The sequence below is a fragment of the Clostridia bacterium genome (genome assembly GCA_012840125.1).
Taxonomy (GTDB): domain Bacteria; phylum Bacillota; class DULZ01; order DULZ01; family DULZ01; genus DULZ01.
In genome coordinates this window covers 1-17,899 of the sequence record DULZ01000007.1, presented here as the reverse complement: position 1 = coordinate 17,899, position 17,899 = coordinate 1, and the positions used below count along the sequence as shown (strand labels likewise).

Here is a 17,899-nt window from a genome sequence, read left to right as displayed (position 1 = left end):
TTTACCCTTACCACCAACGGGATGCTGCTCGATGATGACACGGCGGCTTTCTTGCGGGAACAAAACGTGAGTTTAGTGCTGAGTATTGACGGCCGGCCGGAAGTGAATGACCGGATGCGGCCCATGGCCGGCGGGCAGGGCAGTTATCACCGGATTGTGCCCCGTTACCGGCGGCTGGTGGCCCAGTTGAAGCCCACGGATTATTATATCCGGGGCACCTACACCAGGTTCAATTTGGACTTTGCCGAGGATGTACGCCACCTGCATGATTTGGGCTTCGTCTCCTTGTCGATAGAACCGGTGGTGGCCCGGCCGGAAGACGATTATGCCTTCCGGGAGGAAGACTTGCCCCAAATCTATGCCGAGTACGACCGGCTGGTGGATTTATACCTGGCACGGGCGGCGGAAGGCAGGCCTTTCGACTTCTTTCATTTTAACGTGGACCTGGAGCAAGGGCCATGCCTGCCCAAGCGGTTGACCGGGTGCGGGGCCGGCTTTGAATACCTGGCGGTAACGCCGGAAGGGGACCTGTACCCCTGCCACCAGTTTGTCGGCCGGACCGGTTACAAGCTGGGGGATGTGTGGCAAGGCATAGTTGAGGAAGAAGTGAGCCGCCGGTTTAGGGAGGCCCACATTTACAATAAAGAAGCCTGCCGCGCTTGCTGGGCCAGGTTTTTATGCAGCGGCGGCTGTCACGCCAACGCCGAGGCCCATACCGGTTCCTTATTCGAACCCTATGAAACCGGGTGCCGGCTGCAGAAGAAAAGGCTGGAGTGCGCTATTTACCTGGAGTGCCTGAGACGAATGAAATAACCGGAACAGGTACTCTTTGTCCCCGGCACATCATAGACTATAGTAACAGTAATATGTCGACCTGGGAAAAAAATTGGCAAGTGTTAATCACCCCGGCAGGAATAGCTTGTCCCCCCGGCGAATAACATCAGGGTGGTTACAGGTTGCCGATCTTGTTGCACAGGAGGGGTTGACTTGAAGTACAGTGAGGAAGCGGGGCAGCATCTCCGTGCCTGGTTTGGCCGGGCGAAAGAGCAGCTCAGGAAAAAGGCTGTCCGCTTCGTAGCAGCTGGGCTGGCCGTTGTCCTGGCCAGTGGCATAGGATACTACACCCTCACGAAGCCCAATGCTTACGCAGTAGTGATTGACGGAGAGCCGGTAGCTTACGTGGCGCAGGAAACGGAAGCCGTTGAAATATTACAGGAACTCTTGCGGGAACAAAGTGTATACGGTCCCGTCCGGCATCTGGAAGAAGTAACCTATGCACCGGTACGGGTGAAGAAGCAGGAAATAACGGCAGCACAAGGTTTGAAACCGATCTTGGAAGAAAACCTTAGTTTTGTGGCGGAAGCCACGGCTATTGTGATCGACGGGAAAGAAATAGGTATTGTTCCGGATTATGCTACCGCCAAGGGAATTATCGCTGCCATTAAGCAAAAATACGTGCCTGCCGAAAAAGAAGGATTATCGGTAGAGACCGTAGCTTTCGAGGAGAACGTGGTTTTTGAACCCAGGGAATGCTCCGTGGATGCCTTTTCCGATCCTAAGGTTTTGGAGAAATTGCTGTATCACGGGACGGAAAAGATGGAGATCTACCGGGTGGTGGAAGGGGACTCCTTGTGGACCATTGCCAGGAGACACGGCATGACGGTAGACGAACTGAAAGCGGCCAATCCCGAGTTGAAGAGCGAGCTCTTGTCCATTGGCCAGGAATTGAAACTGGTGAAGGCGGAACCCTTGCTCCATGTGGTGACTACCTACAGCCTGAAAAAAGATGAAAGCATTCCTTTCAAGACCAAGTACGAGTCTGATGACAGCATGTACCGCGGCCAGGAGCGGGTGAAAAAGCCCGGGGTGGCCGGCCAGAAGTCGGTGGTGTACCGGATCGTAGAGCGCAACGGTCGTGAGGTTTCAAAGGAAGTCCTGGCGGAGCAGGTGCTCAAGGAGCCGCAGGATAAGGTCGTGCTGCGAGGCACCAAGGTGATGGTGGCCTCCCGGGGTGACGGCGGTTCCGGCGAACTGGCCTGGCCGATCAGGGGGACTATTTCCTCTCGCTATGGTTATCGAGGCCGGGAATTTCATTCCGGTTTAGACATCAGTGCCCCGAAAGGCACACCCATTGGTGCGGCGGAAGCGGGAACGGTCATTTTCGCCGGCCGGTCGGGGAACTACGGGTTGATGGTGACTATTGATCACGGCAACGGGTTGACAACCCGCTATGCCCATTGTTCCGAGTTGAAGGTAAAAGTGGGCGATCAAGTGACCCGCGGTCAAGTAATCGCACTGGTGGGTTCCACCGGCAGGGCCACCGGCAATCACCTCCATTTTGAAGTACGGGTCAACGGTGCGGCGAAGAATCCTTTGAATTACTTGCGCTGAGCTGCGCTTATTTGGTCAGGTTGTATTTTAATACCACCCCTATGGACAAGCCATAGGGGTTTTGTTTTGCCGGTTAGTTTCACGGCAGATTCCCTTCCGATTATAATTGAAACCGGCGAAGCAATTCAGTATAATGACATTTAAAGGTATTGGATGTACATGGTTTCCAAAGGGTTGAGGCATAATACAGTTGCAGTTTAGGAGGTAGATGGCATGGTTTATGATCAATTGATTATCGGCGGGGGACCTGCCGGCTTGACGGCGGGCCTGTATGCAGCCCGGGCCGGGCGCCGGGTGGCCCTCATTGAGAAAGCCATGCCGGGTGGTCAGGCTTTTTTGACCAGTGAAATTGAAAACTATCCCGGCTTTCCCGAGGGTATCGGCGGGCCCGAGCTGATGATGGCCTTTCAGCAGCAGGCTACCCGGTTTGGGTTGGAGATCATTAACGCCGAAATTGTCTCCGTGGACCTGGCAGGAGATATCAAGACTTTGACGGCGGCCGACGGTAAAGAATACCGGGCCCGAACCGTCATTATCGCTACCGGCGCTCAGCCCAAGAAACTGGGCGTGCCGGGGGAAGAGGAATTCCGCGGCCGTGGTGTTTCCTACTGCGCCACCTGCGACGGTGCCTTCTTTAGGGGCAAGAAGGTGGCGGTGGTGGGCGGCGGGGATTCCGCCGTGGAGGAAGCTATTTTCCTCACCCGCTTTGCCAGTGAAGTGGTGCTCATTCATCGCCGGGAGGAGCTGCGGGCCATTAATGTGCTGCAGGAAAGAGCCCGTAGCAACGAAAAAATCCGGTTCCGGCTTAATCATGTGGTGGAAGCTATTTTAGGGGACCAGAAAGTGGAAAGACTGCGCTTGAAGCACGTGGTAACGGGCGAAGTGACGGAAGAAGATTTCGACGGTGTCTTTGTTTTTGTCGGCACCCAGCCCAACACCAAGTTTGTGGAGGGAGTGCTGGCCCTTGATGAGCAGGGGAGGATCATTACCAACGAGACCATGGGCACTTCCGTCAAAGGTGTCTTTGCGGCGGGAGATGTGCGCAACACGCCCCTGCGCCAGGTAGCCACGGCGGTAGGGGACGGGGCCATTGCCGCTTACAGTGCAGAGCATTACTTGGCAGGCATGCTGTAATGATACAAATTGAAGGGGGTTTTACGATGGAAAGCTTGGTACTGACGGTGAAAGGCATGAGCTGTAACCACTGCAAGATGGCGGTGGAGCGAGCCTTGCAGAAGCTGCCCGGGGTAAGTCAAGCGGAAGCCAACGTGAGCGCCGGAACGGTAGCGGTGACTTTTGACGAAGGCAAAGTATCCCTGGCGGAAGTCAAACAAGCCATCACTGACGAAGGGTACGAAGTACTTTAAATGGGAGCCGGGTCTACCGGCTCTTTTTTGTTGGAAAAATGTTAACGAAAATTTAAAGACCCCGAGGCAGGATTTTAGTCCTTATGGAAAGAATCTTTCAAAGCTGAGAACTGGCTTTTGGCAATTTTTTTGTAAGCAAATTGCAAGAGGTGTAATCATGAGCCCCGGGGCGAGGCCCGAAGGGGCCGGGGAAATACACTGCAGTAGGCGAGGTGGAACCGGTTGAGATTCTTTTTGGACAAAAGGCGGTTACTGTGTATCTTGACGTTTGTCTGTCTTGTGGTCACCGGCTTTGCCGGCACCGGACAAGCCCGGGAGGCTCTGGTGGTGGAGAAGTTGCATCTAGCCATCTGGCCGGAATACTATACTCCGGATGTCATTGTCAGCCAAGCGGCTCTTTTTGTGAATCAGGGAGATGCACCGGTCAGCGGAGAGGTTTGGTTTCAACTGCCTAAAAATGTGGAGCCTTCGACCCTGGTTGATGTGAAACAAGGCATGTACCCCCGCTACTTTGAAGTGGTCGACAAAGGAGACCACCAACTGGTCAAGTATGAACTGCCTGCGGCCCTGGCGCCGGGTGAGCAGCTGTCCTTGCTGCTGGAGTACCGTTATCCTCGTTTTCAGGAAGCGGGGCACAGGAGCATTCCGGTGGAGTTCGTCTCCAAATACCCGGTAGCGGAGCTGGCGGTGGAAATCAAACAGCCCCTGCGGTCCACGGAATTCAACTTGCATCCTCCGGCGGAAGACCGGTTTATGGATTCGGAAGGATTTGACGTTCACTTGTACCGGTATAATGATGTCGGGGCGGAAGAACCCCTGGCTTTCAATATAGAATATTTTAAGGAAGATAACCTGCCTTCCCTGGACCCGGAGCCGGCGGAAGTGCCCGCCGAGGAACCTGATAGTTCTTCCATGAACACCGGCACGGTGGCGCTAATGGTGTTAGTATTACTGGCCGTTTTCGGCCTGGTGCTGTTCATCGCCTTGCGCAATAATCCCTCAAGGCGAGAAGTGGTGCCGGGCAAAAAGACTGCGGCCGCCAAAGGACAGAAAAAGGCCCCCGCCGGCAAGAAGCAGAACGGCGCCGGGAAAGAGCCGCCGGATCAAAGGAAAAAGCTGAGAAAAATGCTGTTGGAGGGCAGGATTGACGAGAAAACCTATGAAAAATTGATGAAAGAACTGGATAAGAGAAATTAGGAATCATTGCTAATAAGTGTTGATCTTGGCATGTTAATTTGGTAGATTATCTTAAAACGAGAAAGTGAGGGGGACGGAGAGTTGTCCAAGAAGGTGAAAATGTCCATCGGGCTGTTAGTGATTGTGGGGGCCATGGCCTATTTGATGGTGGCCGGGTTCAGCGGCAATGCGGGCTTTCAGGTGAGCATTAGCGACCTGGTCTTAAACGGTGACAACTATGCCGGTGAATACCTGCTGGTAGAAGGAAAGGTATTGCCGGAAACCATTGAGTGGAACGGGGAACAAATCGAACTGAGATTCCTGGTCACCGACGGCCAGTACCAGCTGCCCATTATCTATTACGATGTGGCACCGGATAACCTGGATTATGAGGGCGGAGCCGAGGCGATCCTAAGGGGAAGATATGACCATGGCGCCGGCGTGTTTGTGGCCGATACCGTGGAAACGAGATGTCCCAGTAAGTATGAAGCGGCTGAGGAGTAGTCTGTGGGATTCACTATCATGGTAATAGCGGGAGGATATCATGGCTGATTTAGGTTATTTTGCTCTCATCTTGGCTCTGGCGACGGCGGTCTACTCGCTGGTGGTACAGATTTTTGCCATCCGGTCCAACGACAAGAGATTAGGGGAGAGTGCCAAGGGCGGGATCCTGGCGGTAGCCATCCTGGTCAGCGTAGCTTCCCTGGCGCTGGTGAACTTGCTCCTTAAAGGGGATTTTTCGGTCCTGTATGTGTATCAATATACAAGCAGGGATTTGCCCTTGTTTTATAAGTTCTCCGCTTTCTGGGCGGGCAATGCCGGGTCCTTATTGTTGTGGGCGCTGGTATTGACCATCTATAGTGCCATCGTGGCTTACTCCAAACAGCATCGCCACGACAAGACCATTCCCTATGTGAATGTAGTGCTGCTGGTGAACAGCGTCTTCTTTTTGTTTACCCTCATCTTTTTGGCTAATCCTTTTGAACGTACTCCCGTCCCGGTTACTGACGGGTATGGTCTTAACCCCATGCTGCAGAACCCGGGCATGGTGATCCATCCCATTACCATTTTCCTGGGTTATGTGGGTTTTGCCGTGCCTTTTGCTTTTGCCATGGCCGCTTTGTTCACCAGGCAGACCGGGGATGAGTGGATCAAAGCCACCCGCCGCTGGTCGGTGATTGCCTGGATGTTCCTGTCACTGGGCAATCTCTACGGCGCCCAGTGGGCCTATGTGGAGCTCGGCTGGGGCGGTTTCTGGGCCTGGGACCCGGTGGAGAACGCCTCCTTTATACCCTGGTTGACCGCTACCGCTTTCATTCACTCGGTGATGATTCAAGAGCGGAAGGATATGTTTAAGGTCTGGAATATGGTTTTAATTATCATTACCTACCTCCTCACTATCTTTGGCACTTACCTGGTGCGCAGCGGGGTGATGACCTCGGTGCATGCCTTCGGTGCTTCCGATTTGGGGAACGTTTTCTTAAGCTTCCTGGCTTTCATGACTTTGGCTTCTTTTGGGCTGCTGTTTGCCAGGATGGATACCTTGAAAGACGGCCGGGAGTTTGAGAGCTATGTTTCCCGGGAAAGCAGCTTCCTGTTGAATAACCTGCTGCTGGTGGGAGCCGCCTTTGCCGTCTTCTGGGGCACCATTTTCCCCTTGGTTTCCCAAATCGTGCGCGGGGTGAAGGTAACGGTAGGGCCTCCCTTCTTCAACCAGGTGGCGGGACCCATCTTGCTGGCGATGATGCTTTTAATGGGTATCTGCCCTTTGATCGCCTGGCGCAAAGCGAATCTTACCAAAACTTTGGGGAGTTGTTTGTGGCCCTTTGTGATTTCTATTCCTGTAGCCGCCTGGATCTATATTGCCAGCGGCGACCGGAGCCTGTGGCAGCCGCTGGCTTTTGGCGTGCTGACTTTTGTCGGGCTTACGCACCTGAAGGAAATTGCGGTGGGGGTGCGGGTGAGACACCAGCTAACCCAGGAAGGATGGCTCACCGCCTTGTGGCGGCTCCTGTCTAAGAACCGGCGGCGGTACGGCGGCTATCTGGTGCATTTAGGGGTGGTGCTGATTTCCCTGGCCATCGTGGGCACCATGGGCTACCAAACGGAAGTGACCAAAACGGTCAAAATCGGTGAGACCATTGAGGTCAAAGGGTATACCCTTACTTACGAGGGGCTGCGGGAAAGACAGGAAGGCAGTAAGGCCATTGTTTTTGCGGACATGCCTGTCACTAAGGACGGTAAATTCTACGGCCGGGTAACGCCGGAGAAAGTTTTCTATAGTAACTGGGATCAGCCTTCCACCGAGGTCAGCATTTTAGGCAGTTTAAAAGAAGACCTGTATGTGATCCTGTCAGCCTGGGATCAGGGAGGACAGGAAGCCACTTTCAAAGTCGATGTGAACCCGTTAATGGCCTGGATGTGGATTGGGGGTCATCTCTTGGTGTTAGGAACCATCTTTGCAGTCTGGCCCGGGAAAGGCAGCGGCCTGGGGCCCAGGTTGAGCGCTCGTGCTTAGGTTGGCAGACCGGATTCTTAGTGTGCTAGGAGGATGAGAGATGGACCCAATTACCGTTGTTGCTGTGGGTATCTTGCTGGCGATGACCGTGTACCTGGTGGCTTCTCCTTTATTCCGCAAGGAAGATGAGATGGCCCTGGATTGGGATCCGGTGTTGGAAATCACCGGCAGTTCCGATGAGGATACGGAAAAGAGAGCGGTTTTCACGGCCCTGGCTGAAATCGAATTTGATTACAAAATGGGTAAGATGAGTGAGAGCGATTACCTGGAGCTGAAGCAAATGCTGCAGCCGAAAGCGGTGGAGCTGCTGCAGCAAGAAGAGAAAGCGGTAAGTAAGAAGCGGCAGGGTAACATGAACTCTCAAATTGAGCAAGAGTTAGAGAAGGAACTGGAGCGGGAACTAGCGGAGATTCGCCGCAAAGCCAGGCAGGAATAGGATTGCTAGGATACCAGGGGTGAAGGTATGAAAAATATCAGCAAAGTGATCGGTTTACTGGCAGCCTTGTGCTGGCTGCTGAGCGGGGCAGCGGTGAGTGGGGCTGAGGTGCAGGTGGAGGTTAACCATTTGACCCTCAGCCTGACCCAGGCAGGGGATTTGCTGGTCAGGGAACGTTATATGCTGGAAGCGGCCGGCGAAGGTTCCCTGGTGTTGCCCCTGCCCGCCAATGCCGTGGACGTACAACCGGGAGAAGGTATGGAAGAAACACAAGTGGAGGTGGAAGAAGGAAAACTCATTCTCCACCTGGAAACGGCTGCCGGCGGCGGGGGACAGAGTGTGAATTTTGATTACTACATCGAAACCGCCGGGGGCATACCTCATTTTTTCTGGGAGAGGGACTTTTTTTATGATACCCCCACTTTCTTTGTTATGGTGCCTGCCGGGCAGTTGCGAATTGTCAGTGACCAGCTGGAGAACCAGGGCGTCATGCCCATGGGGGAAACGTCCCTGGTGATTTATGCCGGGGCCTTCAGTGCAGGAGACACCCTGAAGATGACAGTGGTGCCCGACACCATGGGCGGTGAAAACGTGCCCGGCACCGTGGAACGGGAAAGCGTGCCTCCTTTTCATCCGGCCGGTCATGTACAGCGGTGGGAAGAATCCGCTTTCAGCGGTATAGAGCCTCACTTATTTATGGTAGTGGTGATCGGCGTACCGGTGGGGCTTCTGGTATGGTACCTGGTGAAACGGCGTAAAGAGGCGGTGCGGGCCAAGACAGAGGCGGAAAGGGAAGAGGAAGTATTCCAAAGGTACTTGGTGAGGGAGAAATTCCTGAAAGAGAAGCTGTTGGAACTGGAGAAGAAAAAGGCGGAAGGAACCATTGATGACGAGGATTATGCCCAGCAGTTGGAGTTGTATAAAAAGAAATTATTAGAAGTGAAAGCCAAATTAAAGCAGTTTACCGAATAGAGGGGGGTATCTCCCATCATCCGGGCAGAAAATGTCTCCAAGGAAATCGCCGGCCGGTTTATTCTTAAAGATATTAACCTGGCTATCCAGCCGGGAGAATTTGTCACGGTGCTGGGACCTAACGGCGCCGGCAAGACGACCCTGCTGAAAATCCTGTCCCTGGTGTTAAAGCCTTCCAAGGGTAAGGTCTACATTGACGGTAAAGATGCCGGTGAAGCCGAAAGAAAACTAAGACAGAAGATGGGAGTCATCTCCCATAACACCTTCTTGTATGACAACCTGTCCGCTTATGAGAATCTGGCTTTTTACGGGAAACTCTATGGGGTGCCCAACCTGCCGGCCCGGATTGAGGCGGTGCTGGATGAAGTAGGGCTGCATTACGTCTTGCATGACCCGGTGCGGACTTTTTCCCGGGGGATGCAGCAGCGGCTGGCCATCGCCAGGGCCATCCTGCATGAACCGGTGTTGCTGTTCTTGGATGAACCTTATACGGGTTTAGACCAGCATGCCATTGATATTCTAAACGGTGTGCTGCGCCGCCTGGCGGACCACCGGCGGACCATCTTCATGGTGACCCATAATTATGAGCAGGGTTTGGAGTTAAGCCAGCGGGTTCTGATTCTCAACAAGGGGCGGTTGGTGTACAGCACCCAAACCGGCGGCCTCACTGGGGCCCAGTTTAAAGAACTCTACCGCCGGTACGTAGGGGGTGTGCAAGCATGATTATCCGCCATGCCTGGCACATCTTCTGCAAGGATCTGCTGCTGGAATGGCGTTCCAAGCAAACCATCAGCTCCATGCTGATCTTTGCCATCATGGTGGTGGTGATGTTTGCGTTTGCCTTCCAGCCGACCAGGGACATCACGAGAGCAGTATTCCCGGGCATGACCTGGGTGGCTTTTACCTTTGCCGGTATTTTGGGGCTTAATCGAGCTTTCCTGTCGGAAAAGCAGCAGGACTGCCTGACGGGATTGATCCTGGCGCCCATGGATCCGACGGCCATTTATTTCGGCAAAGTCCTGGGCACCATGTTTCTCATGGGCGTGATGGAGTTAATTGCCCTGCCGTTGTTTTTTGTATTATTTGATTTCCGGCTGCAGGGTTCCCTGGCCCTGCTCATCCTGGTGATCTTATTGGGTACTTTGGGCTTTGCCAGTGTGGGCACTCTGCTCGCGGCACTGGCAGCCAATTCCCGGAGCAGTGAACTCTTGCTGCCGTTGATTTTGTTTCCCATTATCGTGCCCGTGTTGATTTCCAGCGTGAAGGCGACCGGCCTGATCTTGTCCGGCGGCGCCGGAGTAAGTGAGGTCCTGGTTTGGCTCCGGCTCCTGGGAGTCTATGACCTGGTCTTTCTGGTAGTGCCCTTTCTTTTATTTGAATTTGTATTGGAGGTGTAGCTTTGGAACCCAGAGGTAAAACCCTTCACCATGTCACCGCGGCGGTGGCTTGCGTCTTAATGCTGGCCTCGCTGTACATGGTCTTTATCTACGCCCCTTTGGAAAAAGTAATGCGGGAAGTGCAAAAAATTTTCTATTTCCATGTAGGCACGGCCTGGAATGCCGCTTTAGCCTTCGTGGTGGTCTTTGTGGCCTGTGTTCTCTACTTGAAGACTAAAGACCTGAAATGGGACCGGCTGGGCCGGGCCAGCGCGGAAATAGGCGTCTTGTTCACTACGCTGGTGTTAGTTACGGGACCTATTTGGGCCAAAAGTGCCTGGAATACCTGGTGGACCTGGGAGCCCAGGCTGACCAGCACCCTAGTGCTGTGGTTTATCTACATCGCCTATTTCCTGGTGCGAGGGGCCGTGGCGGAGAATCACCGGAAAGCCACCTTGGGCGCTGTCTTCGGCATTATCGGCTTTTGCAATATTCCCATTGTGTACTTATCCATCCATATCTGGCGCTTGAATCATCCCATGATTTTCGGCTCTGGGGGTGGCGGTCTGCACCCCATGATGCTGCATGCCCTGATTGTGACGGTTTTTGCCTTTACCGCTTTGTATCTTTACTTGATGCAAAAGGCTCTATACATTGAAAACAGCCGCCAGGAACTGGAGGACCTGAAGCGTGCCGTGCGCGAGCGGCTGGATTAGGAGGGGTAGGAATGACGTATGTTTGGGCAGCTTATACAGCCGTGTGGTTATTTATCTTTGGCTACACTCTTACCTTGAGCAGCCGGCAAAAGAAAATCGAAAGGGAACTGGCGCTCTTGAAAGAAACCATCCAAAGAGAAAACCGTGGCTAAACCATGGACAAGCAGCACATGATGCTGCTTTTTTTGTTGGCTTTTCGTCAAACGGGACGGCGGCAGGCACCCTGCCGCCTTGTCTTTTGCCGTGATAGCGCCAAGCTATGCCGGCCGTAGTTCCTGCCGGGCGATCCATTGACAACCCTTCTCCTGCCTTTTATTTACCGGGTGCCGGCAGGATGCTGCGGCTGGGTTTAGACCGGTGCCTGCCCACCTGCAAATGATGAAATCAAAAATACACAATTTTAAGTAAAAATCCCGCAAAGGGAAAGAGAAAAAAATCACGAATTGTCTAGCCCAAGCAAGAGTTAAGGGCCAGTTGTAATTTCCATCCAGCATGAGGGGCCGGCACTTCGCGGCAACTGTCCAGCAAAACCATCTTAAAAGGAGGAATGGTGAATTGAAAACAAGTGTCATCTCTACCGATATTCTCATTATCGGTGGCGGCAGCGGCGGGATCATGGCTGCCCTGCGGGCAAAAGAAATGAATCCTGATCAAAGAGTTGTAGTGTTCGAGAAAAGCCACATGAAGTACGGCGGCAGTATTCCAAGAGGCATGGATGCCTTGAATATTGTTACGGTGCCCGGCGAGGCTACCCCGGAAGACTATGTGGTGGATGCCGTCCAGGGTTGTGAAGGAATTCTCGATGAAGGGCCTAGTTATGAGATGGCGAAGAGAAGCTGGCCCATTATGCAGAAACTCATTTCCTGGGGAGTTCATTTTCCCAAATATGACGGCAAATATGAAATAGTGAAGGCTCATCCCAATAAAGGCTACACCGTCACCATGAAGGAGCCGAATTTAAAAACCATTCTTTACGAAAGACTGGAAAAGACTGATTGTATTGTGCTCAACCGGACCATGGCCTTGGATTTAATTGTGGACAACGGCCGGGTGGCCGGGGCGGTAGGCCTGAATGTTAGGACCGGGGAATTAATCGTCTGTCATGCCAAAGCGGTAATTATGACCTCCGGCGGCTGCGCCCGGTTTGGGCTGCCCATGAACGGTTATCTCTATGGGGTTTATGATTGTCCCTCCAATACAGGGGACGGCTATACCATGGCTTACCGGGCCGGGGCGGAATTAACGGGCTTGGAATATACTATGAATTACTATATCATCAAAGACATCAGTTCGCCTCTTTTGTACATCACCCTGACCCGGGGCGCTCAACTGCTGAACGCATTTGATGAAAGGCTGGATCACGGTCATCCTTCCAACAAATCCATCATCAATGAGCACGTGAACGGTCGTGGCTATGTCAGGATTAGGATGAGCCACCTGCCCGAGGAGAAGATCAAGAGTATCGAAGACATCTTGTTCACCACGGAAAAACCTGCCTGCCAGCGCTTCTTTGAAGGCCGGGGCATCAACTTTAGAAGCAAGGACATTGAACTAGGGCCTACGGAAACTTACCTGTGCGGTGGTCATGGTATCACCGGTATCGTGGTGGATGAGCAGGCCAGAGCATCCCTGCCGGGCCTGTATGCTGCCGGGGACGTGTCCAGCGTCGGTAGGGGCCACTTGAGCGGTGCCTTTATATTCGGCGAAATCGCGGCGGAATCCGCTACCGAGTATGCCAAATCCGTCGGCGAAGACCGGGCCGATGCAGCTCCCTTTGTGGAAGCCATCAAGGATAAAGTCAACCGCTGGCAGGATGCCAGTGGGGAAGTATCCATTGAGGAGTTCGAATATAAGACCCGCAGGTTGATCCAGGAATTCATAGCGCCTCCTAAGAATGATTATAAACTCAGGCGCGGCCTTGAAACCATGGAAGTGATGGAGAAAGAACTATTTGAAAAGGTGAGGATCAACAGGGTACACGACCTGGTCAAAGCCCTGGAAGTGGAAAACATTATTTCCTGCGGCATCCTGTCGGCGACGGCCTCCCGGGAAAGGAAAGAAAGCAGGTGGGGATTCTGGCATTACCGCTCTGACTACCCGCAAAGAGACGACGAGAACTATCTTAAACTGCTGATAGTGAAAAAGGACGCTAGTACAAATAAACCGGTGGTTACCCTTCGCGACCCCCAAAAGGTACTGAACATAGATGAGAACTTCAAAGGGAGGGTATCAGTACATGACTAATATCCTTGAGGCACTGGCACAGAATATTATCGTTGATAAAGAAAAATGCATCTTTTGCGGTAAGTGTGTGGAAGTGTGTATAGTCGATAACCTGAGAATGAAGCTGGCCCCTTGCCGGCAGGTTTGTCCCTTGGGTTTGAATTGTCAAGGCTATGCCCAACTGATCGCCAGGGGAGAAGAGGCCAAAGCGTTGGAAGTAATCGGAGAGGATTTGCCTTTCCCCGGTATTCTGGGCCGGGTTTGCCATCATCCCTGTGAAACGGAATGTCACCGGAATAAGGTGGACGGCAGCGGGGTCTCCTTAAGAGTACTGAAGAGGTACCTGGCAGATAACTACAGGCTGGACATCGAGCAGGCCCTGCCGGAAAAAGAACGACCGGAGAAGGTGGCCGTCATTGGCGGCGGGCCGGCCGGGATGATGGCAGCATACACCTTAAGGAAAAAAGGCTATCAAGTGACTATTTATGAGGCGGGCAGCCGGTTAGGAGGCATGTTGACCAGCTGCATACCCGAATTCCGCCTGCCGGGAGAAGTGGTGCTTAAAGAAACAAGTGTCTTGGCTGAGATGGGTGTGGAAGTCCGGTACAACACCAGAGTTGGCCAAGATGTAAGCCTAGAGGAGATTCTGGAGCAGCACCAGGCCGTAATCCTGGCGACGGGGATACCGGTTTCTAAGAAATTAGGCTTGCCGGGAGAAGAGGCCGTCAATGTCTATGCGGCATTGGATTACCTAAAGCAAGCCAAGGACAACACGCCAAACTCCACCAAAGACAAGACCGTACTGGTCATCGGCGGTGGTAACACAGCTATCGATGTGGCGCAAACTGCCTACCGGCTGGGTGCCAAAGAGGTCAGGGTAGTGTGCTTGGAGGACCGCGGAAGCATGCCGGCCTATCCATGGGAAGTTGCCGATGCATTGGAAGAAGGCATTATCATTGAAAACGGTTGGGGTCCTACCAGCTTTGTGGTGGAGGACGGTTACGTCAAGTCGGTAGAATTCCAGCGTTGCTTTGCCGTTCTTGATGAGGACGGCCAATTTAATCCCAAGTTCTCTCCGGGAGAAAAACAAGTGTTCGACGCCGATTTGGTGGTGGTAGCCGTTGGACAAGCCATGGACACAGCACTGGATTTAGGTGACATTGTCGTGAAAAACGGGTTCGTGCTGGCTGATGCCGTAACCAAACAAACCTCCGTGGACAAAGTATTTGCCGCCGGGGATGTGATTGCCGGACCCAAATCGGTAGCTGACGCTATGGCCATGGGGAGAGAAGCCGCCATTTCCGTGGACCGGTATCTGAATGACCTGCCCCTGGCTTTCGACCGTAACCGGTTGGCCTCCTGTGACCTGGACTTTGAGGTTGATTTTTCCAAAGCTAAAGCCATACCGAGATTGCAGCCGCCCAAACTGCCGGGAGCGGAAAGAGCCAGTTTCAAGGAATTGGAACAAGGCATCACCAAAGAGCAGGCATTCCTGGAAGCAAAGCGCTGTCTCTCCTGCGGCGAACCTTACGGTAAATTTAGAACCTGCTGGTCTTGCCTGCCGTGCGAGGTGGAGTGCCCGCAAGAAGCCCTTTATGTGAAGATACCTTATTTAATGAGGTAACTTCCGGGTACGAAGCAGTTTGTAAGACAGGAATCCACATCCTGCTCCTACTTGCCGGGTTCAACCCGGCAAGTAGGAGATTCCTGAGGAGGGGCTCGCTTGAGATATTTTAAAGTATGCCTGGACGGGTTAGAGAAAATCTGCACATTCGGGGCCGTACTCACTTTTGCGGTGATGATTATCATGGGCGCCATGCAAGTTCTGTGCAGGTATGTGGCCTTCGGTAATTATTTGTACTTTACCGAAGAAGTAGCTCGTTATATGTTCATCTGGGGAGTGTTTTTGGCTTCTCCGGTATGCCTGCGCAGGCAAAGCCACGCGGCCATTGAACTGATTGTCAACTGGATGCCGGAGAAAGCAAGAAGAATAGCCTTAATTGCTGCTGCCCTTTGCTGTATTGTTTTCTTTTTGATCGTTTTGGTCAAAGGCGGCGAATTAGTTGGGGCCACCTGGAAACAGGCTTCCCCTGCCATGGAAATCCCCATGGGATCCGTCTATCTGGCTATTCCCGTTGGGTCCTTCATCATGCTTTTATACTCCGTTGAGCAGCTAATCCGTGAAATCAACCCCAAGCTGGCAGGTAGCAAGGCTCAAGGGGAGGTGACGGAATGTTAAGCCTGTTGGTTTTCGGTTCCATGTTTCTGTTAATGTTCATCCGGGTACCGATTGCTGTTGCGTTAGGACTGGCCGGCATTGTAGGTCTGCTGTTCATGGGAAATATTCCCTTAACTGTGGTGGCCCAGAGAATGTTTACCAGTAACGATTCTTTTCCTCTACTGGCCATCCCGTATTTTATGCTGGCCGGAGAGCTGATGACTAAGGGTGGTGTTTCGAAAAGACTGGTGAGATTCGCCGGGGCCCTGGTGGGACACTTCCGGGGCGGCCTAGGGGGAATAGCCATCCTGGCATCTTCCTTCTTTGCTGCTCTATCCGGTTCCAATGCTGCCACGGTGGCAGCTATTGGGTCGGTGATGATACCTACCATGAAGGATAAGGGTTATCCGGTGGGTTACACGGCTGCCACTATTGCCGCAGCCGGCGTTACCGGGATGATTATCCCTCCCAGTATTCTGATGGTCCTCTACGGCGTCATGGCCGGAGTATCTGTGGGTGACCTTTTTATCGCCGGTTTCTTGCCGGGGATTCTAATCTGTATAACGTTCATGTTGCTAAACTGGTGGTTATGCAAGGACAAGGAATACGCCCAGGAACCCTGGTCAGGTTTTGCCGAGATATGGCACAGCTTTAAAGATGCAATTTGGGCTCTTTTGATGCCGGTGATTATATTAGGAGGTATCTACGGGGGGGTTTTCACCCCTACGGAAGCAGCCGCCGTAGCTTGTGTATACGGTGCCATCGTCGGTTTCTTTATCTACCGGGAATTGCAGTGGAAAGAGTTACCCAAAATCTTCTTCAACTCTGCTTTATCCACGGCTGTGGTTATGCTGGTGATGAATACCGCCGGGTTCCTGGCCTGGGTGCTTACTGCTAATGAAATTCCCCAGCTTTTGGCTGCGAGTATGTCCGGTTTTTCCGACAGCGGGGTGGTTTTTCTTATCCTGGTCAATATGGTGCTGCTCGTAGTCGGCTGTCTCATGAATGCTGCTGCCGCTTTACCCCTGTTTGCGTCCATTCTACTTCCCGCGGCCATGAGTTTTGGAGTTGACCCGTTGCTTTTCGGGATTATCATGGTGGTGAATTTGAGTATAGGTACTATTACTCCTCCCGTGGGGGTAGACCTTTTTGTCGCTGCCACTATAAGCAAAATTTCCTTGGAAGAGATCATGGCCAGAATCTGGCCCTACATCGTGGTGGTTATTATTGACCTGCTCATCATCACCTATTATCCACCCGTCAGCTTGTGGTTGGTGAATGTGTTGAAATGAGCTGAGTTGTCCTGGGCCACAAAAGGGGGGATGGTTTAAAGGCTTTGGCGTATCCTCATCCGGTTAACTAATTTCACAAAGGAGGGTTATTTATGAAGAAGCGCCTGATGGTTGTTGGGTTAGTGGTTATCCTGGTGGCGGCATTGTTGGTGGGAATTGTCGGCTGTGGTGGTAGTGGCGGCAGCAGCGAACCTGCGGCCAGTGAACCCGACGGTCAAGAGCCGGCACAGAAGTTCAGCATCAAACTGGGACACCCGTATGATGAAAAACAACCGCTGCACCAGGGAGCAGTTCTCTTTGCAGACTTGGTGAGGGAAAGAACAAACGGTAATGTGGACATCAAGATCTTCCCCAACAATACGCTGGGCAGCTCCAGGGACCTGGCGGAAGGATTGCAGCTCGGTACCATTGATATGGCACTTGTTCCTACCACGAACGTGGCACCATTCTATAAACCGCTGGATATATTCTATTTCCCGTTCATTTTCCGGGACAAGGAGCACGCTTACGCAGTAGCGGATGGCCCGGTAGGCCAGCAGCTTTATGAAGGCTTACTGAAGGAAACCGGGATCCGGACTCTGGCCATGTTTGAAAGCGGTTTTAGAACCATTACCAACTCCAAGAAGCCGATTCGCACCCCGGAGGATATGGCCGGCCTTAAACTGAGAGTGACTGACAGCCCGATTAACGTAGCCACTTTCCGGGCGCTGGATGTTCAAGTTAGTCCTATGGCCCTCAGCGAGGTATTTACCGCTCTCCAGCAGGGTACGGTGGACGGCCAGGATAATCCTGTCGGTAACGTTTACGCTTACCGTTACTACGAAGTGCAAAAGTACATCACGTTAACCGGGCACCAGTGGGCAGGTATTATGGTCTTGATCAACGATAACTTGTGGAACCGGCTGCCGGCTGAGTATCAAACTATCATAGCTGAAGCGGCCAAAGAAGCTGAAGCTTGGCAAAGAAAAGAAATCAATGCCAAGGAGAGCGAATTCCTGGAAGAGATGAAACAAGCAGGGATGGAAGTCATCGAACTCACTCCCGAAGAAAAGGCCAAGTTCCAGGAAAAGATGTTAGCGGTCTGGCAGGAGTATGAGGATTCTGTAGGCAAGGATATCGTTGAGGCTGTGCTCAATACCAAATAGTGCTAAGGACGAGCCCTGCAGGTTTTACCTGCAGGGCTTCCTCAACGAGGCAAAGGATTTCGGGTAATG

Annotated in this window: 18 protein-coding genes; all 18 read left to right on the top strand. The window is 52.7% G+C overall.

Annotation, left to right across the window (positions count from 1 at the left end):
* Positions 1-813, top strand: an 813-nt coding sequence (locus GXX34_00850; protein HHW06073.1) for an SPASM domain-containing protein, incomplete at its 5' end; no start/stop codon positions are given.
* A gap of 174 nt (positions 814-987) precedes the next feature.
* A complete protein-coding gene (locus GXX34_00845; GenBank protein ID HHW06072.1) occupies positions 988-2,391 on the top strand; it encodes a M23 family metallopeptidase in 1,404 nt (467 codons plus the stop codon).
* A gap of 213 nt (positions 2,392-2,604) precedes the next feature.
* Positions 2,605-3,525 (top strand): thioredoxin-disulfide reductase, encoded by a 921-nt coding sequence (gene trxB / locus GXX34_00840; protein ID HHW06071.1) that lies wholly within the window; start codon positions 2,605-2,607, stop codon positions 3,523-3,525.
* 26 nt (positions 3,526-3,551) lie between these two features.
* Complete coding sequence (locus GXX34_00835) at positions 3,552-3,758, top strand: heavy-metal-associated domain-containing protein (protein ID HHW06070.1); 207 nt, start codon at positions 3,552-3,554, stop codon at positions 3,756-3,758.
* Positions 3,759-4,019: 261 nt separating this feature from the next.
* A complete protein-coding gene (locus GXX34_00830) occupies positions 4,020-4,955 on the top strand; it encodes a hypothetical protein (GenBank protein ID HHW06069.1) in 936 nt (311 codons plus the stop codon).
* Positions 4,956-5,036: 81 nt separating this feature from the next.
* Positions 5,037-5,438 carry a cytochrome c maturation protein CcmE gene (locus GXX34_00825; GenBank protein HHW06068.1) on the top strand — a complete coding sequence of 134 codons (402 nt, stop codon included), beginning with the start codon at positions 5,037-5,039 and terminating at the stop codon, positions 5,436-5,438.
* A 40-nt stretch (positions 5,439-5,478) separates the two neighbouring features.
* Positions 5,479-7,452, top strand: a complete 1,974-nt coding sequence (locus GXX34_00820; protein ID HHW06067.1) for a heme lyase CcmF/NrfE family subunit — start codon at positions 5,479-5,481, stop codon at positions 7,450-7,452.
* A 40-nt stretch (positions 7,453-7,492) separates the two neighbouring features.
* Positions 7,493-7,888: a hypothetical protein gene (locus tag GXX34_00815; protein ID HHW06066.1), complete on the top strand. Its 396-nt coding sequence runs from the start codon at positions 7,493-7,495 to the stop codon at positions 7,886-7,888.
* A gap of 27 nt (positions 7,889-7,915) precedes the next feature.
* On the top strand, positions 7,916-8,860 hold the full coding sequence (locus GXX34_00810; protein ID HHW06065.1) for a hypothetical protein: 945 nt from the start codon (positions 7,916-7,918) through the stop codon (positions 8,858-8,860).
* A gap of 15 nt (positions 8,861-8,875) precedes the next feature.
* Entirely contained in the window at positions 8,876-9,583 is a 708-nt protein-coding gene (gene ccmA, locus GXX34_00805; GenBank protein ID HHW06064.1) for a heme ABC exporter ATP-binding protein CcmA, read from the top strand.
* Positions 9,580-10,257, top strand: a complete 678-nt coding sequence (locus GXX34_00800) for an ABC transporter permease (GenBank protein HHW06063.1) — start codon at positions 9,580-9,582, stop codon at positions 10,255-10,257. The genes ccmA and GXX34_00800 overlap by 4 nt, the downstream gene beginning before the upstream one ends.
* A 59-nt stretch (positions 10,258-10,316) precedes the next feature.
* The gene (gene ccsA, locus GXX34_00795; GenBank protein HHW06062.1) at positions 10,317-10,952 is read left to right on the top strand and encodes a cytochrome c biogenesis protein CcsA; all 636 of its coding nucleotides are present in this window, start codon (positions 10,317-10,319) and stop codon (positions 10,950-10,952) included.
* 11 nt (positions 10,953-10,963) lie between these two features.
* On the top strand, positions 10,964-11,104 hold the full coding sequence (locus GXX34_00790) for a CcmD family protein (GenBank protein HHW06061.1): 141 nt from the start codon (positions 10,964-10,966) through the stop codon (positions 11,102-11,104).
* Between the two features lie 403 nt (positions 11,105-11,507).
* The gene (locus GXX34_00785) at positions 11,508-13,196 is read left to right on the top strand and encodes an FAD-binding protein (protein ID HHW06060.1); all 1,689 of its coding nucleotides are present in this window, start codon (positions 11,508-11,510) and stop codon (positions 13,194-13,196) included.
* Positions 13,189-14,799, top strand: a complete 1,611-nt coding sequence (locus GXX34_00780) for an FAD-dependent oxidoreductase (GenBank protein HHW06059.1) — start codon at positions 13,189-13,191, stop codon at positions 14,797-14,799. Before GXX34_00785 ends, GXX34_00780 begins: the two co-directional genes overlap by 8 nt.
* A 99-nt stretch (positions 14,800-14,898) precedes the next feature.
* Positions 14,899-15,414 carry a TRAP transporter small permease gene (locus tag GXX34_00775; GenBank protein HHW06058.1) on the top strand — a complete coding sequence of 172 codons (516 nt, stop codon included), beginning with the start codon at positions 14,899-14,901 and terminating at the stop codon, positions 15,412-15,414.
* The gene (locus GXX34_00770) at positions 15,408-16,685 is read left to right on the top strand and encodes a TRAP transporter large permease (GenBank protein ID HHW06057.1); all 1,278 of its coding nucleotides are present in this window, start codon (positions 15,408-15,410) and stop codon (positions 16,683-16,685) included. The genes GXX34_00775 and GXX34_00770 overlap by 7 nt, the downstream gene beginning before the upstream one ends.
* A 92-nt stretch (positions 16,686-16,777) precedes the next feature.
* Positions 16,778-17,830 (top strand): TRAP transporter substrate-binding protein, encoded by a 1,053-nt coding sequence (locus GXX34_00765; protein ID HHW06056.1) that lies wholly within the window; start codon positions 16,778-16,780, stop codon positions 17,828-17,830.
* Positions 17,831-17,899: the final 69 nt, after the last annotated feature.